At 63.3% G+C, this 25,533-nt stretch carries 23 protein-coding genes and 1 other RNA gene; 17 read left to right on the plus strand and 7 right to left on the minus strand.

The annotated features are described in order from the left end of the window. Positions 1-33: 33 nt before the first annotated feature. The 4 genes from V0R62_RS21940 to V0R62_RS21955 all read right to left on the minus strand — a co-directional run bounded on the left by V0R62_RS21940 (position 34) and on the right by V0R62_RS21955 (position 3,573). Entirely contained in the window at positions 34-531 is a 498-nt protein-coding gene (locus V0R62_RS21940) for a GreA/GreB family elongation factor (protein ID WP_330105210.1), read from the minus strand. 69 nt (positions 532-600) lie between these two features. Then, complete coding sequence (locus V0R62_RS21945) at positions 601-957, minus strand: hypothetical protein (protein WP_330105239.1); 357 nt, start codon at positions 955-957, stop codon at positions 601-603. Positions 958-1,152: 195 nt separating this feature from the next. Beyond that, on the minus strand, positions 1,153-3,006 hold the full coding sequence (locus tag V0R62_RS21950) for an Lnb N-terminal periplasmic domain-containing protein (RefSeq protein WP_330105211.1): 1,854 nt from the start codon (positions 3,004-3,006) through the stop codon (positions 1,153-1,155). A 78-nt stretch (positions 3,007-3,084) separates the two neighbouring features. Continuing rightward, positions 3,085-3,573 (minus strand): DUF3015 domain-containing protein, encoded by a 489-nt coding sequence (locus V0R62_RS21955; protein WP_028691183.1) that lies wholly within the window; start codon positions 3,571-3,573, stop codon positions 3,085-3,087. 254 nt (positions 3,574-3,827) lie between these two features. On the opposite strand from V0R62_RS21955, the gene V0R62_RS21960 reads away from it, so the two are divergent. From V0R62_RS21960 to V0R62_RS21980, 5 genes are all read left to right on the plus strand, one after another. Further along, positions 3,828-6,266, plus strand: a complete 2,439-nt coding sequence (locus V0R62_RS21960) for a Lon protease family protein (RefSeq protein ID WP_330105212.1) — start codon at positions 3,828-3,830, stop codon at positions 6,264-6,266. 163 nt (positions 6,267-6,429) lie between these two features. Next, positions 6,430-6,768 (plus strand): PA4575 family protein, encoded by a 339-nt coding sequence (locus V0R62_RS21965; RefSeq protein ID WP_023631147.1) that lies wholly within the window; start codon positions 6,430-6,432, stop codon positions 6,766-6,768. A 250-nt stretch (positions 6,769-7,018) separates the two neighbouring features. Beyond that, positions 7,019-7,507, plus strand: coding sequence for a TIGR00645 family protein (locus tag V0R62_RS21970; RefSeq protein ID WP_023631146.1), 489 nt, complete (start codon positions 7,019-7,021; stop codon positions 7,505-7,507). A 181-nt stretch (positions 7,508-7,688) separates the two neighbouring features. After that, positions 7,689-7,994: a DUF6482 family protein gene (locus V0R62_RS21975; protein ID WP_330105213.1), complete on the plus strand. Its 306-nt coding sequence runs from the start codon at positions 7,689-7,691 to the stop codon at positions 7,992-7,994. A gap of 85 nt (positions 7,995-8,079) precedes the next feature. Then, positions 8,080-8,697: an FKBP-type peptidyl-prolyl cis-trans isomerase gene (locus V0R62_RS21980; RefSeq protein ID WP_046857187.1), complete on the plus strand. Its 618-nt coding sequence runs from the start codon at positions 8,080-8,082 to the stop codon at positions 8,695-8,697. Positions 8,698-8,772: 75 nt separating this feature from the next. On the opposite strand, the gene V0R62_RS21985 is transcribed toward V0R62_RS21980, so the two are convergent. Beyond that, positions 8,773-9,018 (minus strand): PA4570 family protein, encoded by a 246-nt coding sequence (locus V0R62_RS21985; RefSeq protein WP_028691179.1) that lies wholly within the window; start codon positions 9,016-9,018, stop codon positions 8,773-8,775. Between the two features lie 151 nt (positions 9,019-9,169). Beyond that, positions 9,170-9,511, minus strand: a complete 342-nt coding sequence (locus tag V0R62_RS21990) for a zinc ribbon domain-containing protein YjdM (RefSeq protein WP_330105214.1) — start codon at positions 9,509-9,511, stop codon at positions 9,170-9,172. 254 nt (positions 9,512-9,765) lie between these two features. Between V0R62_RS21990 and ffs the strand changes: the two genes are divergently transcribed. The 12 genes from ffs to V0R62_RS22050 all read left to right on the plus strand — a co-directional run bounded on the left by ffs (position 9,766) and on the right by V0R62_RS22050 (position 25,054). Continuing rightward, positions 9,766-9,862, plus strand: an RNA gene (ffs, locus tag V0R62_RS21995) — signal recognition particle sRNA small type. A 1,193-nt stretch (positions 9,863-11,055) separates the two neighbouring features. Then, a complete protein-coding gene (gene sbnA, locus V0R62_RS22000; protein WP_330105215.1) occupies positions 11,056-12,078 on the plus strand; it encodes a 2,3-diaminopropionate biosynthesis protein SbnA in 1,023 nt (340 codons plus the stop codon). Further along, on the plus strand, positions 12,056-13,057 hold the full coding sequence (sbnB, locus tag V0R62_RS22005; RefSeq protein ID WP_330105216.1) for a 2,3-diaminopropionate biosynthesis protein SbnB: 1,002 nt from the start codon (positions 12,056-12,058) through the stop codon (positions 13,055-13,057). The genes sbnA and sbnB overlap by 23 nt, the downstream gene beginning before the upstream one ends. A gap of 33 nt (positions 13,058-13,090) precedes the next feature. Further along, positions 13,091-14,329 carry a phenylacetate--CoA ligase family protein gene (locus tag V0R62_RS22010; RefSeq protein WP_330105217.1) on the plus strand — a complete coding sequence of 413 codons (1,239 nt, stop codon included), beginning with the start codon at positions 13,091-13,093 and terminating at the stop codon, positions 14,327-14,329. A 2-nt stretch (positions 14,330-14,331) separates the two neighbouring features. Next, positions 14,332-16,242 (plus strand): asparagine synthase (glutamine-hydrolyzing), encoded by a 1,911-nt coding sequence (gene asnB, locus V0R62_RS22015; protein WP_330105218.1) that lies wholly within the window; start codon positions 14,332-14,334, stop codon positions 16,240-16,242. Positions 16,243-16,260: 18 nt separating this feature from the next. After that, entirely contained in the window at positions 16,261-17,268 is a 1,008-nt protein-coding gene (locus V0R62_RS22020; protein WP_330105219.1) for an aspartyl/asparaginyl beta-hydroxylase domain-containing protein, read from the plus strand. Next, positions 17,265-18,512 carry a GNAT family N-acetyltransferase gene (locus V0R62_RS22025; RefSeq protein WP_330105220.1) on the plus strand — a complete coding sequence of 416 codons (1,248 nt, stop codon included), beginning with the start codon at positions 17,265-17,267 and terminating at the stop codon, positions 18,510-18,512. The genes V0R62_RS22020 and V0R62_RS22025 overlap by 4 nt, the downstream gene beginning before the upstream one ends. 25 nt (positions 18,513-18,537) lie before the next feature. After that, positions 18,538-19,857: an ATP-grasp domain-containing protein gene (locus tag V0R62_RS22030; RefSeq protein WP_330105221.1), complete on the plus strand. Its 1,320-nt coding sequence runs from the start codon at positions 18,538-18,540 to the stop codon at positions 19,855-19,857. Further along, entirely contained in the window at positions 19,854-21,038 is a 1,185-nt protein-coding gene (locus tag V0R62_RS22035; RefSeq protein ID WP_330105222.1) for a DUF1015 family protein, read from the plus strand. The genes V0R62_RS22030 and V0R62_RS22035 overlap by 4 nt, the downstream gene beginning before the upstream one ends. A gap of 49 nt (positions 21,039-21,087) precedes the next feature. Next, positions 21,088-22,302: an MFS transporter gene (locus V0R62_RS22040; RefSeq protein ID WP_330105223.1), complete on the plus strand. Its 1,215-nt coding sequence runs from the start codon at positions 21,088-21,090 to the stop codon at positions 22,300-22,302. A gap of 383 nt (positions 22,303-22,685) precedes the next feature. Further along, on the plus strand, positions 22,686-23,081 hold the full coding sequence (locus V0R62_RS22045; protein WP_330105224.1) for a hypothetical protein: 396 nt from the start codon (positions 22,686-22,688) through the stop codon (positions 23,079-23,081). A 23-nt stretch (positions 23,082-23,104) separates the two neighbouring features. After that, positions 23,105-25,054, plus strand: coding sequence for a hypothetical protein (locus V0R62_RS22050; protein WP_330105225.1), 1,950 nt, complete (start codon positions 23,105-23,107; stop codon positions 25,052-25,054). 30 nt (positions 25,055-25,084) lie between these two features. Here V0R62_RS22050 and V0R62_RS22055 read toward each other — a convergent pair whose 3' ends face one another. Next, positions 25,085-25,489, minus strand: a complete 405-nt coding sequence (locus V0R62_RS22055) for a helix-turn-helix domain-containing protein (protein ID WP_330105226.1) — start codon at positions 25,487-25,489, stop codon at positions 25,085-25,087. Positions 25,490-25,533: the final 44 nt, after the last annotated feature.

Below are 25,533 nucleotides of genomic sequence, written 5' to 3' on the forward strand. Positions count from 1 at the left end.
CCGCGAAAGGGCTGCAAAGCAGCCCCATGGCCCTCAACCGTCAACCTCGATTTCAATAATCTCGATCATCTGATCCCCCACCGGCCTTCGCCACAACACCTCATCCCCAGGCCCCGCCCCCAGCAACGCCCGCCCCAGCGGAGAGCCCCAGTTGATCAGCCCGTGCAGCGCATCTGCCTGGTCTTCGCCCACCAGTTGCACCTGATGCTCCCGGCCATCCTCATCGACGAAACGCACCCGACTGCCAATCTGTACCTTCTCCGTGGACGTGGCCGCAGGCACCACCTGTGCACTCTGCACGCGGGCGTTGAAGTAGCGCAGGTCGCGCTCGGTATCGGCCAATCGCTGTTGGTCGGCCCGCTCGCCCTGCGCCTGCAGTTCGCCGCGCAGCGCATTCAGCGCGGCCAGTCGTTGCTGCAACTGGGCAAGACCGGTGGCGGTGACATAGTTGGGCTGGTCGCTGACCCGTCGCTCCACCGGCTGGCTGGCCTGGGCGGCGGCCTGGTCCTCGTTGACGAATGCTCGGCTCATGCAGGGGCCTCCTTGTGTTGGAGACCATGGTGGCAGGTTGCGGGTTGCAACAGTTGTCCGTTTGCGACGTCACTTGCGGCGATAGGCGCGGGCGGCGTCCTGGTCCTTTTCCTGTTGCCAGTCGCGGTCGCGCTCGTCCCAGTAGCGTTCGCGGTACTCGCGCAGGTCTTCGTTGGACTGCATCGCCTGGCACTGGCGGAAGCCGTCGTCCCAGCCGCTTTCGTACTGGCGATTGTGCAGGTAGCGCGGCACATCCTTGCGAAAGTCGCCAGCCATCAGCCCGGCGGCCTGGCGACCGCTGCTGCAGCCATCCTGGAAGCCGTCGGCGTAAGCGGGGGGATAGCCCTGGTTGACCATCTGTTCATGGGTGGTCTCGCATCCCGCCAGCAGTAACACGACGCACAATCCCAACCCGTACCGCAACATGGCCACCAGACCCTCGGAGTGATAGCGCAAAGTCTAGGAGGGGAATTGTCGGCGCGATGTCAAAACACTGTCGAAGGATTGCACCTGGACCGCTTTGCGGTCCTTTCGCGGCGCAAGGCCGCTCCTACAGAAGAATGCACTCCCCTGTAGGAGCGGCCTCGTGCCGCGAAAGGGCTGCGCAGCGGCCCCACGGTTTCAATACTGATACCACTTGAGCTCCAGCATCACCTCGTTCTGCGCCGTGGCCAGGTGACTGAACTGGCGCGAAGCGCTCAACCTCAGCCCCAGGTCCCGGCTGATCTCCCACTGCTGGTTCAGGCTGACGCTACGCCTTACCTCGCCATTGGTGAAGTAGTCGCCCTTGGCTTCCAGCGTCAGGTTGCCCAGCCCATTACGCCATAGCAGCCCGCCATTGAACCCGGCCGCCGGCGAGATGAACTCGGCGAAGTCGTTGTGGTGTTCCACCCGCACTGTGCCCAGGGCGAAGCTCAGCAGGTCGTCGCTCAACTGCCAGGTACCGCCGGCGCCACCGTTGACATGGCTGACCAGCACCTTGTCGTCGTGCTTGCCCGGCACCCGCTCCAGGCCACCGGCGACCTGCCACGACCAGGGCTTGAGCAACTCATTGCGCGGGGTCAGCGAGCGGATGGTGGCCAGGTCCAGGCGCTGCACCTGCCAGTCGTTGCCCTCGTACTGGCGCAGCTTGAGCTGGAGGATCTCGATCTGCGCGCCCAGCGGGAAGCCGTACAGGTTGTCGTTGAGGTCGTGGTAGGCCATGCGCAGGCCGTACTCGGCATAGGCGCGGTCCTCGAGGGTCCCGACGCCCAGTTGCCAGGTGCGCGACTGATGGCCGTCCTCGGGCAGGCCCGGACGCTCGATCGCCAGCGCTGGCGGCGGGTTGCGGTTGATCGCCCTGAGCAGCTCGAAACTGCGTGCGGCCTGGGCCGAGTCGCGTTCCTGGCCGTTGGCCCTGTAGCGCTCCAGGCGGTAGGCGGCATCCTGCACCAGCGCCTGGCGCTCGCGGGGCAGGGCGGTGAAGTCGGGGCTCTGCAGCTGGGCGGTGTCGGCGCTGATGGCCAATACCTGCTGTTTCTCCTCATGGTCCAGCGGCTCGGCGCGGGCCAGCAGCTCGCGCTCGCGGGAGGGGCGGTAGCGTACGTCGGAGACCAACCCCGACTGCTTGACCGCCTTGACCGTGTCGGTGGGGATCGCGGTCAGCGGGAACTGCGAGGTCAGGTCCAGGCTCGGGCGTGCCACCTGCAGCAGTTCCAGCAGGCGGTAGGAGCAGTTCTCGTCGAAGAAGAAGTAGTCGAACTTGACCTGCCTGAGCTCCCACACGTGCTCGACCATGCGCCCGGTTTCCTGCGGCGTCAGGTCCAGCTGGTATTCCCACAGGTCGCGGTTCTCCAGGCTGCGGTACTCGGAGAGTTTCTCCTGGTAGGGCATGATCGCGAACAATCCGGGGTAGCCGCCCATCAGGCCTTTCCAAGCATAGAGGATGCTGTTGTCGCTGCCTTCGATGTAGGCGCCGAAGTTGATCGCGTAGCTCAGCAGCGTGGTGTCGTCGCGGCGGCTGCTGGACTGGTCGATGCGCAGCAGCGTGTGGCCGAACATCGACGACGGGCTGTTGAGGTAGGCCGCCGGGAAGATCAGCGTCGCGCTGTGCGGGTCGATGGACGTGTACCAGGTCTTGAACTCCTGGCAGTCCGGGCTCGGCAGGTCGGTCAGGCCCAGCTGCTCGCTTAGCCAGCGGGTACGCGCGGGAAACACGCACTGGGCATGCTTGTCGCCCAGGCTGGCCGGGGCGTACAGGGCGGCGACCGTGGCCTGCAGCTCCTGGTCTGGATGGTGGGCGCCATCCTCGGCGAGGAAGAAGCGTCGATCGTCCACATAGCTGCGCCAACCGCCGAGCTTGGCAGTCTCGTAGTGCCCGAGGGCGATCCAGTAGGGCGTGGCCGCCAACTGCTGGACGCGGGCCGGGTCGAGCTGGGGTGCGGCATGAAGCGGTGCGCTGACGATCAGCGCCAGGGAAGCGAGGCGTTTGAGCATGTCGGGCAACTACATCCTGATGATGCCGGAAGGTGAAGCGCCAAGCCCGCCCCGCAACCGGGGCGGGAGGCGTGGAACTCAAGCCTCGGTGGCGTACTTGGCCAGTTGCGGGTCGCTCTTGAGCACGGCCAGGGTGTTGGAGTGGACAGTCTCGGCAGTCACGTCGGCGCTGCTGAAGATCTGCTGGAAGTGCTCGTGGGTGACGGCGGCGAAGCGCGCGCGGTCTTCAGGTGCCACACCGAGGACCACGGCATAGGTGGTCAGGGCTTCGCCCTGGCCCTGGGCCATGTCTTCGGAGAGCTCGTTCATCATGCCATTCATGGCGAACCAGGATTTGCCGCCATAGGTGAGCGCGGCCTTGGTCGAGCAGCCGTTGGTGCCCGAGGTCATGCCGAAGGTTGCGTTGCCGGAGGTGCCGTTGGTGGTGGAAGCCAGGAAGTGGGCCGGTGTGCCGCGCTGGCCCTCGAACAGCAGGTTGCCCCAGCCGCAGTTCGGGCCGCCCGGCGCTTCGGCCATGGCGTTGATCGAGACAGCGGCGAACAGAGTACCCAGAAGAATCCGTTTCATAGCGTTGTTCTCTTTCTCAAGTGACGTACCAATGGTCAGGGTTCTGGCAACGCGGTTGCCAGGGCGGGAGGATTTCCATCCCCCTGCGCAGCTTGGAGTTTAGGCACGATCCAAAGGTTGCGTTGTTTATTGCGAAAAATTGCTTGCGCGATCGGCCATGTTGGGCTGTGACATAAAGTCCCAAGGAGCCTTGCCGCTGCGCGCCGGCAGCGCCAGAATGCCTTTCATCCGCCCCGCCGAAGTAAGGAAACCCAATGCCCGATCCTGTCGCCTCGCGCCTGCGTCTCGCGCCCGAAGCCCTGACCCGGCGTTTCTCCGCTGAACAGTTCGCTTTCTCCAACACCGACGACCTGGAGCCGTTTCGTGGCGTCCTGGGCCAGGAACGTGCCGTCGAGGCCCTGCAGTTCGGCGTGGCCATGCCGCGCCCCGGTTACAACGTGTATGTGATGGGCGAGCCCGGCACGGGCCGCTTCTCGTTCGTCAAGCGTTACCTCAAGGCCGAAGGCAAGCGCCAGCACACCCCGGCCGACTGGCTGTACGTCAACAACTTCGAGGACTCCCGCGAGCCTCGCGCCCTCGAGTTGCCGTCCGGCAGCGCCCATGAGTTCATCAACGACATGAACGGGCTGATCGACAACCTGCTGGCCACCTTCCCGGCGGTGTTCGAGCACCCGTCGTACCAGCAGAAGAAGAGCGCCATCGACCGTGCCTTCAACCAGCGCTACGACCGGGCGCTGGACGTGATCGAGCGGGCCTCGCTGGAAAAGGACGTGGCGCTGTACCGCGACAGCAGCAATGTCGCCTTCACCCCCATGGCCGATGGCAAGGCGCTGGACGAGGCCGAATTCGCCCAGTTGCCGGAGGAGGTGCGCGAGCGCTTCCATGAAGACATCGCCGCGCTCGAGGATCGCCTGAACGAGGAGCTGTCCAGCCTGCCGCAGTGGAAGCGTGAGTCGAGCAACCAGTTGCGCCAGCTCAACGAAGAGACCATCACCCTTGCCCTGCAGCCGCTGTTGGCGCCGCTGTCGGAGAAATACGCGGAAAACGCCGCGGTGTGCGCCTACCTGCAATCGATGCAGTTGAACCTGCTGCGCACCGTGGTCGAACAGCTGGTCGACGACAGCAAGACCGACGCCGTGGCGCGCAAGATGCTCGAGGAGCAGTACGCGCCCAACCTGGTGGTCGGCCACCCTGGCAAGGGTGGTGCGCCGGTGGTGTTCGAGCCGCACCCGACCTACGACAACCTGTTTGGCCGCATCGAATACAGCACCGACCAGGGCGCGCTGTACACCTCCTACCGCCAGCTGCGCGCGGGGGCATTGCACCGCGCCAACGGCGGCTTCCTGATCCTGGAAGCGGAGAAGATGCTCGGCGAGCCGTTCGTCTGGGACGCGCTCAAACGCGCCCTGCAATCGCGCAAGCTGAAGATGGAGTCGCCGCTGGGCGAACTGGGCCGCGTCGCCACCGTCAGCCTGACGCCGCAGATGATCCCGCTCAGCGTCAAGCTGGTAATCATCGGCTCGCGCCAGCTGTACTACGCGTTGCAGGACCACGACTCGGACTTCCAGGAGATGTTCCGGGTGCTGGTGGATTTCGACGAAGACATGCCCATGGTCGACGAGAACCTGGAGCAGTTCGCCCAGTTGTTGCGTACCCGTACCAACGAAGAAGGCATGGCGCCGCTGACCAGCGACGCGGTGGCGCGCCTGGCCACCTACAGCGCGCGCCTGGCTGAGAACCAGTCGCGGCTGTCGGCGCGGATCGGCGATTTGTTCCAGCTGGTCAGCGAGGCGGATTTCATCCGCCAGCTGGCCAACGAGGCCATGACCGACGCCGGCCACATCGAGCGCGCGCTCAAGGCCAAGGCCCAGCGCACCGGTCGGGTCTCGCAGCGGGTGCTCGACGACATGCTCGCCGGGATCATCCTGATCGACACCGAAGGCGCGGCAATCGGCAAGTGCAACGGCCTGACCGTGCTCGAGGTCGGAGACTCGGCGTTCGGCATGCCGGCGCGGATTTCCGCCACGGTCTATCCGGGCGGCAGCGGCATCGTCGACATCGAGCGCGAAGTCAACCTCGGGCAGCCGATCCATTCCAAGGGGGTGATGATCCTCACCGGCTACCTGGGCAGCCGCTATGCCCAGGAATTCCCCCTGGCGATCTCGGCGAGCATCGCCCTGGAGCAGTCCTACGGCTACGTCGATGGCGACAGCGCCTCGCTGGGCGAGGCCTGCACGCTGATCTCGGCGCTGTCGCGCACCCCGCTCAAGCAGTGCTTCGCCATCACCGGCTCGATCAACCAGTTCGGCGAGGTGCAGGCGGTCGGCGGAGTCAACGAGAAAATCGAAGGCTTCTTCCGCCTCTGCGAGGCCCGTGGCCTGACCGGCGAACAGGGCGTGATCATCCCGCGGGCCAACGTCGCCACGCTGATGCTCGACGAGCGGGTGGTGCAGGCGGTCGAGGCCGGGCGCTTCCATGTCTACGCCGTCAGCCAGGCCGACGAGGCGCTGAGCCTGCTGGTCGGCGAGGAAGCCGGCGCGGTCGACGACAAGGGCGAATTCGCCGAGGGCAGCGTCAACGCCCGGGTGGTCGAGCGCCTGCGGGTGATCGCCGAGATGATCAGCGAGGAAGAGATCAAGGAGGCCGAGAAGGAGCGCATGGAGGAGGTCATCGCCCAGGCCAAGCCTGCCTGAGTCAATAAACCGGCGTTGGCGGCCATGTGCTACCGTTCAGCGCCGGTTTTCCAACTTTTTCCTCAGCTCGGCTAAAGTGGAACTTAAGGACGTTGTCAGGGTTCAGGATGGAAACAGCCTGAGGGTTTCAGGCTGAACAGGGCTTTACAGAGGGGACGCCGCCATGCGCAACCTCAGCCTCACCCGCCAGTGCCTGGGCCTGGTGACCCGCATCGAATGCAGCATCCGTCCGCTGGCTGGGGACAACGGCATGTGGACCTTGCTGTTCGCCGCCGGCATGGCCGGCGAACAACCCTCGGCGATCAAGGCCCAGGGCCCGTTCCATGGGCCGATGGTGGCCGAGTCGGTGATGAACGCCATCGTCGACAGCCTCACCCTTCATGGTTATCAGGTCGCGGAGGACCCGCAGATCTGGTGCCTGCACCTGCAGGCGCAGTTGCGCCGGATCAACGGTGAGCGTTGCCGCAATCTTGGGGACTATCAGTTCCATCCGGAAACCTGAACGCAGTCCCTGTAGGAGCGGCCTCGTGCCGCGAAAGGGCTGCGCAGCAGCCCCGACGATTTCTGCTTTCATGCTGAGACCCTGGGGCCGCGTTGCGGCCCTTTCCGGCCGGTCCGACGCCTCGGCAAGGCCGCTCCTACAGTAAGGCCGTGGTTCGCGCACAGAACCAGCCGCAGGCTTTTGCTGTCACAGGTGGCTGGCTATACTCGCGCTCGCTTTTCCAGTCACTTCACGAGTCCCCCTACTGTCCATGGAACGTATCCTCGAAAACGCGATGTATGCCTCGCGCTGGCTGCTCGCCCCGATCTATTTCGGCCTCTCGCTGGGCCTGCTGGCATTGGCCCTGAAGTTCTTCCAGGAAATCATCCATGTCCTGCCCAACGTCTTCACCCTCGCCGAAGCCGACCTGATCCTGGTGATCCTGTCGCTGATCGACATGTCGCTGGTCGGCGGCCTGCTGGTGATGGTGATGATCTCCGGCTACGAGAACTTCGTCTCGCAGCTGGACATCGACGAGAGCAAGGAAAAGCTCAACTGGCTGGGCAAGATGGACTCCTCTTCGCTGAAGATGAAAGTCGCCGCCTCCATCGTTGCCATCTCCTCGATCCACTTGTTGCGGGTGTTCATGGATGCGCAGAACATCTCCACCGACTACCTGATGTGGTACGTGATCATCCACATGACCTTCGTCATCTCGGCGTTCGTCATGGGTTACCTGGATCGTATTACCAAGCACTGATTCGTTTGGGCGCCATCGCGGGGCAAGCCCGCTCCCACGCATACCTTGAGGGTTGCGTGGGAGCGGCGGTGCGCCGATGCGACTTGCCCCGCGATCTTTCTGACCGACGGCAGCTTGTGCTTTCGCCGTTGTCGTACAAAAAATGATCACTCATGCGTGGTTCCCGCAGCGAGGTGCGCCCATGAACCTGCATCAGCTCAATACCGAGGCCAGGGCTGGCCATGTCGACGAACTCAACCTGATCGCCATCGAAGGCGGTGACTACCTGCTCGAGGCCCGGGTCAAGGGCCGTGCCCACCCATTGGACGATGCGCGTGGCAAGCGTCTGCGTGTGCACTCGGTCGAGGACGCCCGCCTGCTCCTGCAATCGATTCCCCTGCTGTCGATGAACCTGGTGCATTGGTCCGTGCAGGATGAGATGTGTGGCCTGGGTCTGCACCCGGAAGAAGACCTCAAGGTCCCGATTTCCCAGCGTTCGGCCTGGTAGCTGCTTCGCGCGGCGCCAGTGTGCTAGGCTGCTCGCCCTTTTCATTAGGGCGCGGATGCAGTGCGCCCTTAAGTGGAGCAAGCCAATGTCCGAACTCAACCTGTCCACCGACGAATCCCGCGTCAGCTACGGCATCGGCCGCCAGCTGGGCGGCCAGCTGCGTGACAACCCGCCACCAGGCGTCAACCTGAACGCCATCGTTGCCGGCCTGACCGACGCCTTCAACGGCGCTGACAGCCGCGTCAGCGAAGAAGACCTGTCGGCCGCCTTCAAGGTCATCCGCGAAGTGATGCAGGCCGAAGCCGCTGCCAAGGCCGAAGCCGCCGCTGCCGCCGGCAAGGAATTCCTGGCTGACAACGCCAAGCGTGAAGGCATCGTGACCCTGGCCTCGGGCCTGCAGTACGAAGTGCTGACCGCAGGCGAGGGCGCCAAGCCGTCCCGCGAAGACAACGTGCGTACCCACTACCACGGCACCCTGATCGACGGCACTGTGTTCGACAGCTCCTACGATCGCGGCCAGCCGGCCGAATTCCCGGTCGGTGGCGTGATCGCCGGCTGGACCGAGGCCCTGCAACTGATGAACGCCGGCAGCAAATGGCGTCTGTACGTGCCGAGCGAGCTGGCCTACGGCGCCCAGGGTGTCGGCAGCATCCCGCCGCACAGCACCCTGGTGTTCGACGTCGAGCTGCTCGACGTTCTGTAATGCCCGTTCGCCGGCAAGCCGGCTCTTACAGATAGTGAATGCCTCCTGTAGGAGCCGGCTTGCCGGCGAAGCTGTTCAGTTCCAATCCGTTCCCCCTGGGCGCAACGCCCGCGCATAGCAGAACAGAAACAGATTCCTCACCAGCTCCTTGAGCACCCCGGGTTCACTCGAATTCAGCCCCGTGAGGTCCAGGTCACCCTGGTCACGCAGTTCGTCGAGCGCGTCTTCCTCGAGCACGGCGCACACTTCGCCGGTCTCGCGATGCAGGATGCGCAGGTAGGGGTGGGGGCGGTCGAGCCAGGCGTCGATCAGATAGGTCATGGCTACTCTCCTTGGATAGCGTTTCCAATGAGAATAATTCTTATTATCAAAATAGCAAGGGACTATTGGAAGAATTCTTCCGAATGGTGCAGACGATCCTGTTGCAGGATCTGTCAGGGCCGCCCGCAGGGCAGCCCCGAGGGGCAGGAGATCAGACCTTGCGCACGAACTCGGACTTGAGCTTCATCGCGCCGATGCCGTCGATCTTGCAGTCGATGTCGTGGTCGCCATCGCACAGACGGATGTTCTTGACCTTGGTACCGACCTTGACCACCAGGGACGAACCCTTGACCTTGAGGTCCTTGATCACGGTGACGGTGTCGCCGTCCTGCAGGACGTTGCCGACCGAGTCCTTCTTCACCACGTCGTCGCTGGCGGCATCGGCTTCGCCGCTGGCCGACCACTCGTGGGCGCATTCGGGGCAGATCAGTTGGGTGCCATCCTCATAGGTGTATTCGGAGTTGCATTTGGGGCAGGGTGGCAGAGTGCTCACGGCGTTTCCTTTCAAGTACAGGCGGGTAAAGGCGCACATTGTATAAGGTTTTGGTGCTGGCTGCACAAATGCATCGCGGGGCAAGCCCGCTCCCACCCCCCGGGGGGGGGGGGGGGGGGGGGGGGCCCCGCCCCGCGATAGATTTGCCACAAGTCCTTGAGAAATGATGGTTTTTTCACGATCAAAGGTTGTAACTTCGCTCCGGCGCTGTACAATGGCGCGGCTCGTCAGCTGACGAGCCGTCGTGGTGGCCCCATCGGTCCCCCCGCATTGATTACCCGTTAACCTGGTCAGGCCCGGAAGGGAGCAGCCATAGCGGGAACATCGAGTGCCGGGGTGTGGCTGGTGGGGCCGCCTCCATTTCAGGGGTATGAAAATCTCCTGCCTCTTCTCTCCCCATTTGCTTCGCGAGTGGTGGCTGAAACCTGCTCATTACGCCATTCACTGGCACACCGAGCCATACCAAATCGGCAATCAACTAAAGTTGCTTTGCCCACTCCGACTTGCAGTGTGTTAACTGAACGGTTCGTGAGTTTCCGACCGCTTGAGCCCGCATGTGTCACTTAGACAAGGATGAAAAGCGGTAGGGCTTGCCGTGATGATGACAAGGCCGATGTGAAAATATGTTTTTTTTACGTGGCAAATAAAGGGTTGCAAGTCTTCATCTGGGTCATGGACCAGAACGTACAGCACGCGTTTGCGGGTGGGCTCGATTAAGTTGCCGCTGAACGTTCAGGGCTTGAGCAACGTGTCGATTTCTAATGTTGCCATTGAAGTTTCAATACGGTCGAGTGTGTCGGGTCTTCAAGTGCGTGGATCCGCTCGGATGGTCGTGAGCGTCATGAAAATGAGTAAACGACGGGGGAGTGCGAAGACTATTCGCTTATGAATATCCATATGCGTGGATAGTAGCTATGAAATTTGTTCATCGAAAATAGACATTGGCCGTCCGAACACTAGGCGAGGTTCCCTTGTGTCTGATTGGGTAGCTTTTTTCGAGCGTAATGGCTGTGATAGAGCGGTTTTCGGCAAATTCATTTGACGTTTTAGTTCGTGATCTCGAGGCGTGACTCAACTAAGTCGGGATGAATAGTTTGGCGCTAGGGTTAGAAGAAAAAGTTTGTTGACAGCGGGATTCTCACTTCACTAGTTTGAAAAAACAGACGGGTTGTCTGGCCGGTCACACCGGATTCACGTCACTGAAACAGTTCATTCTTAATCCTCCAGCGCCTGCTGGTGGGTAATGGCGATGAATCAGAAAGTTCAGGGCGATAAAGGGAGTTAGAGAAAATGATTACCCATGCCTCGTGCGCGGTCTGGCGGTATTTTATCGCCTCTTTGCCAGGTTCTGCCCATCGTTTTGATCTCCAATGCCGTGTTCGTCGTCTGGGGCTGATGATTGCCCCGGGTGACACTTGGTTGTGTGGTTAGCACTCCCCGAAAACAACGTGTGATGTTCGGACGACCTGCGACCGATCCGCGCCTTTGTGCACGGCAAGAAAGTGTCTTGTGAAGTACAGGTCCATCTTTCCTGGAGAGATCCAATGATTTACCAACATGCCTATGACATTGTGCTGGATGAAGTATTTCTTGAACTTGACGAACTCACGCCTGGCAGTTCGTTCTTCCTCAAGATTGAGGGACTCAACCCTGCGGGGTCGCTGAAACTCAAGACAGCGGTCAACCTGATCAATGATGCCGAGCGGCGTGGCGTGCTTGAGCCAGGTGGACATTTCATTGAGTCATCTTCCGGTAACCTGGGTATCGCTCTGGCCGTGGTGGCGGCCAGTCGTGGTTACCACTTCACCTGCGTCACCGACCCCAACGCCTTGCGGCACAGCACCGATATCATTCGTGCCTTGGGGGCTGAACTGGTGATGGTGGACTGGCGCGACGCCAACGGTGGTTTCCTGGCCAGTCGCATCGACTACATCCGCCAACGGGTCGAGCGTGAGCCGGGGCTGCTATGGCTCAATCAGTACGCCAATCCGGCCAACCCTGAGGCCCATACCAACCATACCGCCCGTTCGCTGCATCGAGCCCTGGGGCCTCTGGACTATCTCTTCGTCCCTGCAGGCACCACCGGCACGTTGATGGGGTGTGTCGCCTACTTCGAGCAGTACTCGCCGCAGACCCGCATCATCGCAGTCGATGCCCTCGGCTCTGTGACCTTTGGCGCGCCACCAGGCCCACGCTTCATTCCGGGCGTCGGCACCAGCCGTCGCCCGGAAATATTCCAACCCGGTTCGGTGTGGAAGGAGGTGCTGATCGCCGAAGAAGACGCCATCCGTTGCTGCCGCTGGCTGGCCCGCGACCATGGTCTGCTGGCCGGTGGCTCTACCGGCTCGGTCATTGCTGCCGTGCAGCAACTGGCTCCGGAGCTCGACTCCGGCTCGCGTATCGCCGCGCTGTCGCCAGATATCGGTGAACGCTACATCCAGACCATCTTCCGCGACGAATGGGTCGCCCAGCATTTCGATCTGGGTCGTATCGAGGCCCAACCCCGCCCTGCCGTTCAAACACCTGCAATCGAGGAAAGTGCTGATGCCTTCGTTCTACATCATTGATGGCCAGGTCGCTCGCGACGTCATCGAGGCCTCCCATGCCCAGGTCGTCGAGCGCGTGAAGCAGACCTATCTGCTCCACGAGCGTGGTGACACCCTCAACCCGGACAGCTATTTCCTGCGTTTTCCGGACAAACCCGAGGCTCGCATCATCGCTCTACCGGCCTACCTGGGCGGTGAGAGCGGGATCGCCGGCATCAAGTGGATCGCCAGCTTTCCCGGCAACATTGCCCACAACCTGCCGCGTGCCTCGGCAGTGCTGCTGCTCAACGACTACGAGACCGGTTACCCGTTTTCCTGTCTGGAGGCATCGACGATCAGCGCTGCGCGCACTGCGGCTTCGGCTGTGCTTGGTGCCGAACACCTGAACGGTTCGCGCAAGGTTGCGAGTATCGCCATCGTCGGCGCAGGAGTAATCGCCCGGACCATCGCCGATTTCTTTGTCTCCCAGCAGTGGCAGGTGGGTGAGTTCATCATCCATGACCATTCACCCACCTACGCGCAAGCCCTGGTCGACCATTTGCACGGCAAGGACCAGCGCGCACGTAGCGTCACTAACCAGGATGAGGCGCTGGCTGCGCCGCTACTGGTGTTCGCCACTACTGCGGGCACCCCTCATGTGCACGAAGTGAGTGCGTTGCACCCAGGCCAGGTGGTGCTGAACATTTCGCTACGGGATCTGTCGGCCGACATCATCGAGGCTTCGCACAACATCGTCGATGACGTGGAGCATTGCCTGAAATCCAACACCTCGCCGCACCTGGCCGAGCAGAAGCTCGGGCACCGTCGCTTCATCAACGGCACCTTGGCCCAGCTCATCGAGGGCAAGGTTGTTCTGGACGATAGCCGACCGAAGATCTTCTCACCGTTCGGCCTGGGCATCCTCGACCTGGCGGTGGGGTTGCACGTGCACGAGCAGGCCCTGGCCTTGAACCGAGGCCTTGCCATCGACAACTTCTTCGCTGGCGCCCAGCGCTGGTAAACGACTTTGCCTGTGACATTCGAAGGATCGAACATGACCACCGACATTGCGCTCACCGACACCGAAAAACTGGCGGTCGCCCGCCTGGCCAGCCAATACGCCGAATTGTTCCCCTGGTACAAACAGCGCCTGGTCGGCCTGGCCGGCCAGATTCACAGCCTCGATCAGTTACCGCTGATCGATGAGGCGACGCTGATCGACCATTACTACACCGCCAGCCATGACCAGTTGCCGGACAGCTCGGCCTACCTCACCTCCGGCACCGCCACTGGGGCACGCAAGAAGATTCTCTACGCGGTTGACGACGACGAGGCCTATCTGGAGCAGCGCCGTACCCTGTTCGCTGGCTTCCTGCGTGATCTTCCGCCTGGCTCGGTGGCCGTGGCCGACCTGGGCACCGGGCATGCCGCAGCCTCTGCCCGGCGGATCTTCCAGGACCTGCAGTACCAGGCCCACGACATCGATTTCTCGCGACCGATCGAGGAGCACATCGAGGCGCTCAATCGCTGGCAACCAGATGTGTTGTTCACCATGCCGATGATCCTCGATCGCCTGACCCAGGCCGAACAGCCCCTCGACATCCGGCCCAGGAAGATCATCGTGGTGGGCGATGTCGCGCCCATTGCCTGGCGTCGCGAGGTGGCAGGGCGCTTCGGCATCGACACCGACGACGTACTCGACATCCTCGGCTCGATCGAGATCGGCGCCATTGCCCATTACTGCGCCGAAACTGGCCTGTACCACTTCCACGACCACATTCTGCCCGAAGTGCTGAGCCTGGATGTGTTGTTCCCCTATAGCCATGCACAACCCAGTCCGGCCGGTAGCGGCATTCTGTTGCTGACTTCGTTGACGCGCCGCTATTTCCCTGCCCTGCGTTTCGTCACCAACGATGTCATCAGTGGATTGCGGGTCATCGAGTGGCAAGGACGACGCACCTACGCTTTCGATCGCATCGAAGGTCGCCATGGTGGCGAGATCAAGCATGGTGAGCGGATCAGCAGTCATGACCTTTGCGAGGCTGTTGCCCAGGTATTCCCGGGGGCTCCGTTCGAGGTGCGCAACGATGGCCAGCTGGATATCCGGGTAGTAGTGCCGCAGGTCACGGCGAGTCAGCAGGAGCAGGTGCGCGCGCTTTTGGCCGAGGCGGCGCCGGACGTCGCCCAGATGCTTGCTTCCGGGCTGGTCCAGCCGATCACTGTCACCGCCATCGGACTGACTGACTTGAAGTCCACCAACGCCAAGCGGCGCTTCAACCTGAAAGGGGTCTGAGCATGTGCGCAATCGCAGGAGAAATAACCCTTGCACCGACGGCCCTGTCCGCGCACTTCGTGCGTGCGGCCTGCGCCCGGATGCTCCATCGCGGGCCGGATGAGGCGGGCTTTTTCAACAGCCCACAGGCCAGTCTGGGCATGCGGCGTCTCAAGGTCATCGGCCTGAACGGCGGTTCACAACCCAGTCGTAGCCTGGATGGTGACGTGGTCTGCGTGTTCAACGGCGAGATCTACAACCACAAGCGCTTGCGCCAGGTGCTGGCTGAGCGTGGTCGCGTAGTCGAGGGCAGCAGCGATGCCCATGTCATCCCGGCGTTGTATCAGGAGTTCGGCTTGGACTTTGTCCATCAGCTGGAGGGCATGTTCGCCATCGCCCTGTACGACACCGTCAACAAACGCCTGCATCTGTTTACTGATCGCGCCGGAAAGAAACCGATATTCTACAGCCAGGTCGGCAGCGGCCTGGCCTTCGCCTCGGAGTTGCCAGCGCTGATGGCGCATCCGGACATTGATCGCGCCATCGACCCGTTGGCCATCGACCAGTATCTGAGCTATCGCGTGGTGCCGGCCCCTCACACCATCTATGCCCAGGCCCGTAAACTGGAGCCCGGCTCGCGGCTGAGTTTCACTCCAGGCGAGGCACCGCAGGTCGAGCGTTACTGGCGTGCGGACTTCTCGCGTACCGACGACAGCATCGGCATGCAGGAGGCAGTCGACGGTGTCGAACAACGGCTGCTGGCGGCGGTCGAGGATCGGCTGGAGGCCGAGGTACCGCTCGGCGCGATGCTCAGTGGCGGACTGGATTCCAGCTTGGTGGTGGCCATGGCCAAGCGTCTGCGCCCCCAGCCCCTGCACACGTTCTCGGTCGGCTTCCAGCAGGACGCCTTCGACGAATCGCCATTCGCTCGGCGGGTCTCGCGTTTTTGCGGTACCGAGCATCACGAATACCAGATCAGCGCGGATGACGTGCGCGTGGCGGTCGATGCAATCCTGACCCACATGGGCGAACCGTTTGCATTCCCCTCGGCGATCGCCAGCTACTACATGTATCGCCTGGCCCGGCGCGAAGTCACAGTGGTCCTGACCGGAGACGGATCCGATGAAATTTTCGCCGGCTACAACCGCTACAAAATCACTACCCAGCTGCCAGCCCTGAAATTGTCCGACCAGAAGAAGGTCGACCTGCAAGGTCTGGCCCAAGCCAACGGAAGCCTGGCCGAGCAGTACCAGGCAGTGTTGATCGATGGCGTGCGACAAGGCCTCAAGCATTCGCTGTATAGCCAGGCCTTCGCCCAGCGCTTGCCCGAGCCCGCGCCCTTCAACTACCTGAGTGAACGCCTGGCCGCCAGCCAGGGGCAGCCACACCTGCTCAATCGACTGATGCAGATGGACTATGGCTTCTGGTTGCCTGATGCCCAGTTGGTCAAGATCGACCGTATGGCCATGGCCCATTCGGTCGAGCCGCGTAGTCCGATGCTCGACCAGCGCGTGGTGGACTACGTGACCCGCCTGGCCCCGGGCCTGAAGCTGCAGGACGGCAACGAGAAGGCCGTGCTCAAGAAAGTTGCGGCGCGAGGCTACCTGCCCGACGACATCATTCATCGGCGCAAGCAGGAACTGGCCGTGCCCCTGGAACATTGGCTGGCTACTCACCTGCGTGAAGATATCCAGGCGACCTTGACCAGTGAGCGGGCCCTGTCGCGCGGTTACTTCGATGCAGACCGCCTGCAGGCCATGGTCGCTGCCTTCCAGCCCGACCACACCTATGCGTTGTGGACCCTGTACATGCTCGAACGCTGGCACCAGCTGGCGGAGCAGGGGTTTGATCGCCCGGTGCGCCACAGCGAGCAGGAGCAGTTGCAACCGGCCAGCAGCCGCCACGCCACCGAGTCCCTGAGCCACAGCCTCTGAGTCAAGGAGAAAGACCTGATGAATGGAATCCTCAACACCCGGATGCCCAGCGAGGCCGCGCAGTTGGCCTTTACCTTTGACGCCGAGCGCCTGAAGGGCGAACTGGCGGCGTTGCGCCAGCACCAGTGGAGCCTGCAGCGACCCTATGGCAATGATATCGGCACGGTAACCGAAGCCGACTGGCGGTGTCTGTCGATGCGCAGCCCGGGCGGCGATCCGGCCCGAACCGATCCGGGTGGCCCGGGCACCCTGGAGTTTGCCGATACGCCCTGGCTGGAGCGGGCGCCCTATGTGCGCGAAGTGCTGTCCAACATCCCGGCACCGCTACGCTCAGTGCGCTTCATGGCCTTGGGGCCTGGGGCCAAGGGGGTCGAACACAGCGATACCAAGTATGGCCCGCAGTGGGGGGTGGCCCGTCTGCACATCCCGCTGACCACCAATCCAGGCGCAATTCTGGTGCTCGACGGCAAGCGCCACTGGTGGCAGCCGGGGGAATTCTGGTTCGGTGACTTCAGCCGAATGCACTGGGTGGAGAACAGTGGCGAGGAGGTGCGTATACACCTGGTGATCGATGTGCTGTTCGTGCCCGAGTTGGCGGCGATCTTCCCCGAACAGTGGCGTGACTACTTCGCCCGCGGTGATGCGTTGTATGCCCGCAGCGAACAACCCCTGGCCTCTGACCAGCTGAAGTCGTTCAGTGGCCGCTTCCGCGTGCCGGCCTCGTTCCTGGACTGGGAGGAGGAGGATGGGCAATTCCTCCAGCCGCAGCCACAGGTCGATGTCCGCACCTATGTGGAAGACGGCGAGTTGTACCTGGAGGACCAGGGGCAGACCTGTTTTCGTCTCATCCACCTGGGTGGCAACGAGTTCCGCTTTGCCGGCTGGAGCGAGGAGCGCTCCCTGGCCTGGTCCGAGGATCGCCAGTCGATTCACCTGCGCACCCACTATGGCGTCAAACGCCTGGAACGGGACGTGGTGTTTTCGCCACAGACCCAAGCGGTCAATCTGGAGCCCAGTGCAAAATGATCGATCAATACTTCATCGATGTGGGCTGGTCACGCGGCGTTGCAACGCCGCCCGCAGCGTCGGTATCCGACTTGCCGGCAGCCTTTGCCATGGCCACCGGGGCGGTCGAGCCCCGGGTCTGGGATAACCAGTTGGCGCAGGCGCACTTCTATTCGAGCGCCGGCTGGCTGAACTTCTGCCGTCAGGACGTCCAGGGGCTCACCGGTGCGGTGCATGTCGGCAGCAGCCAGGCGCCACTGGCAGCGGTGGCGGTCACTGCGGTCACGGCCGAGACCAATCCGTTCTATCGCTGGGCCGACATCCTCGGATCGCGCAACCTGCCTTCGCCTGCCAGCAGTGGTCTGATGCTTGGCGCCCGGCGCGGTTACCAGACGCACCTGCTTGGGCAGCCGGGTTCCAGTGCCGAGCAGCGGGCACGCCTGCTGCTGCCGCAGGTTCGCGGGTTGGCCGCCGATCTGGCACATGGCCCGCTGACGGTTGCGGGGCAGGGGAGTCCTGCGTGCATCGCCCTGCAACTGGGAGCAGGTGACGTCCAGGCGCTGCGCGCCAGTGGCGTGCGCAGCCCCGCCGTCCTGACCCAGCTCGATGCCTGGATCGAGGTGCCGGAAGGCGGCTGGGAGGGCTATCTGGATAGCCTCGAGTCGAAGGCGCGCATCACCAGCGTGCGCCGGGAGCGCCGACAGTTCGAGGCCAGCGGCCTGACCATCGTCGAGCGCAGCCTGAAGGACACCAGCGAGATCGTCGGGCGTCTGCTGGCACAGACCGAGAACCGCTATGGCAACCCGGTACCGGCCGAGCTGCTGGCCGCTGAGTTTGCCACCCAGGCGCGGCTGATGGATGCGCAGGCCACCGTGCTGTTGTGCCAGGACGAGCAGGGCTACGTCGCCGGATTCTCGTTGCTCTACCATCTGGGCGACACCCTCTACCTGCGTGCGGCAGGTTTCGACTATGAGCGCCTGCGCGGGGCCTACGAGTACTTCAACCTTGTCTATTACAAACCGCTGGAAATTGCCGCCCGGCTCAATGCGCGCTGGATGCATGCCGGTATAGAGGCCGCGGAGGCCAAGGCGGCCCGTGGTGCCCAGTTGCGCGGGCTGTGGTTGCTGGACCTGAGTGAGGACAGCTTGCTGGAGGGCTGCCCGAGCCAGGTGGCCGAGGCCAATCGGCAGTTCCTGGCCGATCACGCGACGCCGTCGAAAACCATTCTGCGGGCCCTGGCCCCGGATGTTCAGGCATGCCTGTAACTTCATTCCAGTCTAGGGGGACATCATGCAAGCCAAACCTTCCAAGTCTCTGATACCCGCGGTACTGATCACCTCTGATCTCACCATCCTGTGCCGTCATCCACTGGTGGTTGAGGAAATTCTCAGTCGCGGCCTGGCCCCGGTAGTTGTTTTCGGTCCCCAGACCGATGCTGCCGAGCTTGCCGATTACCGCAACGATTCGGGCAAGCCGCTGGCCGGTATCCATCACATCGCGCATGTGGCCGACTACCACACCAACACCTTGCTCGAGGTGCTGTTGCGCCTGCAGTCCGAGTTCGACTTCAAGGCCTTGCTCAACTGTGGTGAGCTGTTCGTGGAAAGTGCCGGCCTGGTGGCCGAGAGCCTGGGTTTGCCGGGGCCGGGCACCCGCACTGCGCTGACCTGCCGCAACAAGCTGTTGCAGCGTATCAGCGCCCCGGATCTGGCGCCGGCATGGTCGACGCTGTCGTTGGACAATGTGGCGCAAGCGGTGGCCCGTACGGGGTTCCCGGCGATCATCAAGCCGACCGGTCGTATGTCCAGCTCCGGCGTGCTGCGTGTGGACGACGAGCCCACCTTGCGCCGCGCCCTGGCCGGCTATCAGGCTGACGAGGTGTTGCTGCTGGAGGCGTGCGTCGAGGGACCGGAGTTTTCCATAGAATCGCTGGTCCATGAGGGGCAGGTCGTGTGGTCGGGTATCACGGCCAAGCGCACCAACGAGGGTGACACGCCGTTCTTCACCGAGACCGGACATACCTCCCCGGCACCGGGTCTTGCGACGGCTGACGAGCAGGCGCTGATCGAGGCCAATGCCTATCTGCTGCGCCAGATCGGTTTTCGCAGCGGTATGGCCCATGCCGAGTTCCGCCTGGGGCGTGATGGTCGCGCGGTGTTGATGGAAATCGCCGCACGTCCGCCAGGAGACGCCATCATGATGATGTGGCACCTGGCCTGTGGCCAGTCCCTGGAGCCGGCCCTGGTGGCCCTGGCCTTGGGTGAGTCGCCACAATTGAGCAAGCCTCGGCGTCGCACCTGTCAGCACTATATGGAACACCCCCACGGCATTCTCCAGGATGTCCAGGTCGAAGGACTTGTGCCGGCATGGATCATCAGCGACGTTGCCTGGCCTGAACGCCTGCCGGTGGCGGCCGACGCGCCGGCGAGGTGTTGCGCGGTGCTGGTCAGCCGTCGCCGTGGCGACCTGCTCGGCAAACAGAGCGAGTCGGGACAGCGTTCGGTATCGCTGGTGGTCGACGGTCCGCTGGAAGATGACCTTGACGGGCTGGTGAGGCACTGGAGCCAGGCGATCGAGATTGTCACCGCACACCCGGTGCCGGTGTCATGAAGCCCTTGCATCTGCGAGCCATGAAGCGCGCCTGGCTGGCCAATGGTCCCGTGCCTGGGCCCAATGTCGACGCCTTGGCGGGTGTCGGGCAGATCCGCGAGGCGCTGTCGGGCAGTTGCCAGCCCAGCTTGCTGGCTATCCAGTATCCACAGCATACGGTCGGGGCACGCGAACGTGGCGAAAGCCTGGATCAGGCCATGATCGGTCTGCGCCAGGCTCTGGCCGAACTCGTGCGCGACACCTATGAGGAGGTCAGCGACCTGGTGGTGATCTACCACGTCAGTGGCCACGATGGCGAACTATGGGGCGTCATGTGCCTGGTGGACCCGACCGAGGTGCGTGATGACGGTTTTCGTACGGTGTCGCTGACCGAGGATACCTACGACGACATCGTCGCCGAGCGGGCCGCCGTGCTCCGCGATCTGGAGTGCGCCACCAGTGCCGTGCTACTGACGCCAATGGCGCTGACCGACGAGCTGACGCGTCTGGTCCGCGACGAGGCCCGGCGTCAGGGGGCGGCCAGCCTGGTGCTGGTCGACGATCAGCACCGGCGTCATTCGTTATGGCAGGTCAACGACGAAAGACGGCAGCAGGCGCTGCTGCGCGAGGCCGGTACCCATCCGCTGCTGGTGGCTGATGGCAATCACCGGGTGGCGGCGACACTGGCCGCCGATCTGGGGGGCTTGCTTGCCTTGGTCACCGCCGGGCCGGACCTGCGCCTGGGCGCGTTCCATCGCTGCCTGACCGGCACTGGGCTGGACACGGATGCCCTGATCGAGACTTGGCGCCAGGCCGGTTTCCAAGTCACCGACCCGGTGCCCGCCGCCGCTCCAGATACCCCGGGAACGATGGTGGTGCTGACCCGCGAGCGCGCTTTTGCCGTGCATTTTCCGCAGCTGCTGGATGCCGATGGCAATCTGCGGTTGGACCATGAAACCCTGGAGCTGGCCTTGCTCACTACAACCTTGCACCTTCAGCCTGGCGGTGGATCGCTGCAGCCCCTGCCAACGGCGCAGTTCGACGGGACCGTGCCGGAGAGCGCCGATGCGCTGTTCCTGATGGCCCCGGTACCGCTGGAGCACATGGTGACGGTGTACCGTCAGGGACGTCGAATGCCGCGCAAGAGCACTTATTTCACGCCCAAGCCGCATAGTGGAATACTCTTGGCGGCGCTGGTGTGAGGCTCCTCACCTGGCCCTAACTCGTTTACGTTCTAGAAGGATCTGGATCATGTCTGTTGAAACGCAAGTACCCACCCAAAGCGATACACGACGACTACTACCGGTTGCAGTGGTGGTCTTTCTCGGTCTGATGGCCATGGGCATGCCGCTGGCCTCCGTCCCGCTTTGGGTTCATGGGCAACTGGGCTACGGCATGTTGGTAGTCGGCTGTGTGATGGGCATCGAATCGGTGGCCACCTTGCTGACTCGGCACTTTGCTGGCACCGCCGCCGACAGGCGCGGCCCGAAATGGACCGTCATGCTCGGCCTGATTGGCAGTGCCACCTCCGGTGCCTGCTACCTTGTCGCGGCTCAGTTGGTTGATACGCCTCTGATCAGCCTGGCGGTGATTATCGCCGGGCGTATTGCCATGGGCTTCGCTCAGGGTCTGTTGTTCACCGGTGGCAGCACTTGGCCGATCGGCATGTTCGGTGCCGACAAGGCCGGCAAGGCGCTGTCCTGGATCGGTATCGCCATGTTCGGTGGCATTTCCGCAGGTGCCGCAGTGGCCGCATTGCTGGGTGAGGTGGTGAGCTTTGCATGGGTGTCGCTGGTGACCATGGTCATTCCCCTGGTGGGTCTGCTCATTGCCCTGCGCACACCGGGTGCCCGACTGGTCCATTCCGTGGAAAAATCCCTGGGAATGCGCGAGCTGCTGGGCAAGATCTGGCGTCCGGGCCTGGTTTTCGCCCTGGCCACGGTGGGTTATGTGACGGTATCTTCGTTCATCACTCTGACCTATGCCCAGTACCAGTGGAGCGGTGCCGGCTACGCCCTGGCGGCCTTCGGTGCGGGTTATGTCGGTGCCCGCCTGGTACTGGGCTCGCGCTCGGACACCGCGGTGGGGCCAAACATGGCCTTGCTGATGCTGGTTATCGAGACGGCAGGCCAGGCCATGCTGTGGATGGCGCCGTCACCTGGCTACGCCATTGTCGGTGCCGCGCTCAGCGGCTTTGGCGTGTCGATGATCTATCCGCTGCTGGCATTGGTGGCGATTCGCAACGTTCCGCACCACAGCCTGGGCCTGGCGATCGGTTTCTACGATGCCTGCTTTGACATCTCCATCGGCCTGGCCGCACCGCTTGCCGGTCTGTTGGCCCGCCAGGAGGGCATGTCGGTGGTGTTCCTGATCGGTACGGCGGCGACCCTGCTGGCGATGCTCGCGACGCTCTATGCCTATACCCATGCCGCCCGGGATACCCGTAGTCCTCATCTGGCCTCCTGAGCCCGCTTTGCCACCCGCGCACGTTGCGCGGGTGGCAGCCCGGGGTACTTTTCGCGCAAGGCCATGATGAATGGCGCGGCAGAACGGCCCCACCCATAAAGGAGGGCTGGAGCCTTCTCGGCTTCATGGCGTCGTTTCAGGTACACTTTGCTGCCTGAAACGAATGCCGGTACCCTTATTGCTACATCGGGCGCGGCTCACGGCCTGCCTGGTGGAGTGGTCGCACAGTTTGTGCGCAGGCTTTTTTCGAAGCCGCTCTCGACACACTACCCCGCCGGATTACTTCCCTCGAAACCCACAAGGCCCGTTTCGCCTGCACGATCATGCGCGGCGCTTTATCATGTGACCATAGTGTCAGTTGGTCCTGCCAGAGGAGTGTGACCGTGGAACATGTCGACGACCTCACTCGCCAGAAGATCCGCGAGTGGCAAATGCGCCGCCTGGAGATCAAGGACCAGATGGCCGCCAGCCCCGAGCGCGTGCTGGAGTTGTCGCAGGTGCTCGACCAGATGGAAGAAGAGCATGAGCGCATCCTCGAAGAAGCGATTGTGCCAGTGGCAGTAACGGCTGACGCGGCGGCCTTCGAGCTGCAGGTGCAGGTGTCGGCACAGTCGGTGCGTGACTTGCGCAAGCTGCTGGAACTGGCTCTGCATGAACTCGATGGCGTACTCGACGCAGCGCAGGCGGGTGTCAGCTATCCCGGCGACATGGCGGGGTCGTTGGGAGCCTACCGCTTCGAACTGGTGGTGGGGCAGGCCGCTGAATCCGACAAACCTTGAGTGATCCCCGGACCCGTACCGACATGCAGCCTGAGCATTTTGACTTTTCCCATCCGGTGTACCTGCCGATCAGCGCGCAGGTGTGCCAGGCTTTGCTGCAGACCGAGGGCGCGCCTGCGCTCGACACCCTGGGCGAGCCGGAGCTGGCGGCCGTACTGGTGATCCAGAACCTGGCCCAGGCACAAGGCCAGGTCGATGCGCGGGCAGCGGAAAAGGTGCTGGGCAAGCTGTTGGCGTGGGCGGTCGATGGCAGGCACTCGCCTGGCGTGGGCTTGCTGTCCGAGGCCCGTCGGCTGTTCGATGCGCGCAAGCTCTATTTCGGCCTCGAGGTGATCAAGGGCTCCAAGCTGCGCCTGCTCGATGCCGAGCAGGTACAGGCGCGGGAGTACCTGCTGGCGGACGGCAAGTGGGATTTCGACTACCGCATTCGCCTGCATCACAGTGACAACCCGTTCAGCCAGCGGGTGACCACCGGCTTCGACAGCGAGCGCTGGCTGACCGTCGAGCAGGACAAGCTGCTCAAGGTCATCCAGGCCAACCTCGACGAGGACATCCATGTGCAGGGCTATGCCGGGATCGGCAAGAGCTACCTGCTCGGAGCGCTGATGGACTGCCTGCCCCGTGGCCGGGTGCTGGCCCTGGCGCGCACGCCGGCCAAGCTCGGTACCCTGCGTCGGCGCATGGGGCTGGATGCCCAGGCCAAGGTCGGCATGACCTTCGGCCAGTTCGCCCGGGCCCTGCTCAAGGATACCCGGCCGGTTCCCGCCAGGACGGCGCAGCGCGGTCCCGGCAAACGCCGGCTGGCCGAGGAGCTGGGGATCGTCGGGCTGCGCCAGTACGACGCCGAGCATGCCCTGGATATCTGCCTGGAAGTGCTGCACAACTATTGCGAGTCACGGGACTACAGCCTGTCCAGCCGCCACTTGCCGCATTTTCGCCAGGCGCTGTCCGGCCTCGATGCCCAGGTGCTGCTCGAGTACGCCAGCCGCCTGTGGCGCTACCTGGAGGCTCAGCCGGCCTGGGGCGCGCAGACCGGGTTCGAGGCGTTGCTGCTGCTCAAACGTGCCAGCCTGGGCGGCTGCAGCGTGCCCGGGCGTTTCAGCCATGTGATCATCGACGAGAGCCAGGACGTGCCTGCCTCGTTGCTGCAGGTCATCGAGCGTGGCCGCCAGGTGCTGATCACCCTGGGTGACGAATACCAGAAGGCCACCGGCGAGGTGGTCAGGCGCGAGCGTCAGGTACGGCAGAAGGACATGGCCTTCGCCGTGCGCTCCGGGCCCAAGGTGGAGCGCCTGATCAACCCGTTGATCGGTGTGCACTCGAAAAAATCCAAGGTCGCGTTCGAGGCGGCGCGGCATGTCGATGTCGGCATCGAGCACTTCCCCGAAGGTTTTGTCCCGCCCGAGGGCTGCGTGGTACTGACCGCCTCGCGCTGGGACACGATGCGCTGGGCCATGGAGATGGCCGAGTCCAACTGCCTGCTGAACTTCCCCGACTGGCCGGACATGCGGCGCTTCATGGTCACCGCGATTGGCCTGTTCAGGGCGGGGTTCTACGCGCCGGGGCAGGACGCCGAAGGGCCGCATGGGTACTTCGCGCACCTGCTCGACTGGCAGCAGGTGCGTGAGTCCGAGCGTTTCGATGCCGCGTTCCAGTGGGTCGAAGCGCGGCTGGAGGCGGGTTTCAAGCTTGCCGACCTGACCGGGCTGGACGCGCGTGTCGCCGCGCAGCCCGCCAGCCTCATGCTATTGATGGCCGAGGAGGCCGGTGGCCTGGAGTTCGACCAGGTGCTGTTGACGCCGGAACTGATGACCACCCAGCGCTTCAAGGACGCCTACGCCTTCGATGCGCGGATCTGCGGGGTATACATTGCCCTGTCGCGGGCGCGGCGGCAGTTGTACCTGCCCTATGACGTAGAAGAGTGGATCAACTACCACAAGGGCCAGCCGTTCCGAGAGTTGCACGGTTACTGAACCCGCCGCCGTATTCTGGTCTGGCGGGCCTTATCGCGGGGCAAGGCGACTCCCACGCTTGCCCTTGCTGGCTGACACCTGCATCAATCGCTGGAAAGTCGGGCATTGCAGGTGATTCTCCTCGGGGCACACTGCCGCATGCCGCAGCCCTTTGCTCATCGCCTGCAGGCGCTTGATCTTCTGCTCGATCTCACCGGCCTTGGCCAGCAGCAGCGCTCGGTCGACCCGTTGCTCGTCCAGCATCGCCGCCACTTCGTCCAGCGAAAAGCCCGCCGCCTGGCCCAGGGCGATCAGGGCCAGGCGTTCTGGCGTATCCGCCGGGAATTGCCGGCGCTGGCCATGGCCGGCGAGCGATGTGAGCAGGCCCTTGTTCGCGTAGTAACGCAATGTCGACGCCGGCACTCCGGTGCGCCTGGCGACATCGGCAATGTCCATCGCGGCTCCCTTGACTTGAAGTTGACTTCAACTTGCATGCTGCT

This window comes from Pseudomonas carassii (assembly GCF_036324045.1).
GTDB classification, from domain to species: domain Bacteria; phylum Pseudomonadota; class Gammaproteobacteria; order Pseudomonadales; family Pseudomonadaceae; genus Aquipseudomonas; species Aquipseudomonas peradeniyensis.

What these genes read in the sequence shown, in the direction of transcription:
- V0R62_RS22050 (WP_330105225.1), top strand. Translation starts at nt 23,105, where the DNA reads ATGCAGCCTGAGCATTTTGACTTTTCCCATCCGGTGTACCTGCCGATC.
- V0R62_RS22055 (WP_330105226.1), bottom strand. Translation starts at nt 25,489, where the DNA reads ATGGACATTGCCGATGTCGCCAGGCGCACCGGAGTGCCGGCGTCGACA.
- V0R62_RS21985 (WP_028691179.1), bottom strand. Translation starts at nt 9,018, where the DNA reads ATGACCTATCTGATCGACGCCTGGCTCGACCGCCCCCACCCCTACCTG.
- V0R62_RS21950 (WP_330105211.1), bottom strand. Translation starts at nt 3,006, where the DNA reads ATGCTCAAACGCCTCGCTTCCCTGGCGCTGATCGTCAGCGCACCGCTT.
- sbnA (WP_330105215.1), top strand. Translation starts at nt 11,056, where the DNA reads ATGATTTACCAACATGCCTATGACATTGTGCTGGATGAAGTATTTCTT.
- asnB (WP_330105218.1), top strand. Translation starts at nt 14,332, where the DNA reads ATGTGCGCAATCGCAGGAGAAATAACCCTTGCACCGACGGCCCTGTCC.
- V0R62_RS21965 (WP_023631147.1), top strand. Translation starts at nt 6,430, where the DNA reads ATGCGCAACCTCAGCCTCACCCGCCAGTGCCTGGGCCTGGTGACCCGC.
- V0R62_RS21970 (WP_023631146.1), top strand. Translation starts at nt 7,019, where the DNA reads ATGGAACGTATCCTCGAAAACGCGATGTATGCCTCGCGCTGGCTGCTC.
- V0R62_RS21945 (WP_330105239.1), bottom strand. Translation starts at nt 957, where the DNA reads ATGTTGCGGTACGGGTTGGGATTGTGCGTCGTGTTACTGCTGGCGGGA.
- V0R62_RS22020 (WP_330105219.1), top strand. Translation starts at nt 16,261, where the DNA reads ATGAATGGAATCCTCAACACCCGGATGCCCAGCGAGGCCGCGCAGTTG.
- V0R62_RS22040 (WP_330105223.1), top strand. Translation starts at nt 21,088, where the DNA reads ATGTCTGTTGAAACGCAAGTACCCACCCAAAGCGATACACGACGACTA.
- V0R62_RS21980 (WP_046857187.1), top strand. Translation starts at nt 8,080, where the DNA reads ATGTCCGAACTCAACCTGTCCACCGACGAATCCCGCGTCAGCTACGGC.
- V0R62_RS21960 (WP_330105212.1), top strand. Translation starts at nt 3,828, where the DNA reads ATGCCCGATCCTGTCGCCTCGCGCCTGCGTCTCGCGCCCGAAGCCCTG.
- V0R62_RS22035 (WP_330105222.1), top strand. Translation starts at nt 19,854, where the DNA reads ATGAAGCCCTTGCATCTGCGAGCCATGAAGCGCGCCTGGCTGGCCAAT.
- V0R62_RS22025 (WP_330105220.1), top strand. Translation starts at nt 17,265, where the DNA reads ATGATCGATCAATACTTCATCGATGTGGGCTGGTCACGCGGCGTTGCA.
- V0R62_RS22010 (WP_330105217.1), top strand. Translation starts at nt 13,091, where the DNA reads ATGACCACCGACATTGCGCTCACCGACACCGAAAAACTGGCGGTCGCC.
- V0R62_RS21955 (WP_028691183.1), bottom strand. Translation starts at nt 3,573, where the DNA reads ATGAAACGGATTCTTCTGGGTACTCTGTTCGCCGCTGTCTCGATCAAC.
- V0R62_RS22030 (WP_330105221.1), top strand. Translation starts at nt 18,538, where the DNA reads ATGCAAGCCAAACCTTCCAAGTCTCTGATACCCGCGGTACTGATCACC.
- sbnB (WP_330105216.1), top strand. Translation starts at nt 12,056, where the DNA reads ATGCCTTCGTTCTACATCATTGATGGCCAGGTCGCTCGCGACGTCATC.
- V0R62_RS21975 (WP_330105213.1), top strand. Translation starts at nt 7,689, where the DNA reads ATGAACCTGCATCAGCTCAATACCGAGGCCAGGGCTGGCCATGTCGAC.
- V0R62_RS21940 (WP_330105210.1), bottom strand. Translation starts at nt 531, where the DNA reads ATGAGCCGAGCATTCGTCAACGAGGACCAGGCCGCCGCCCAGGCCAGC.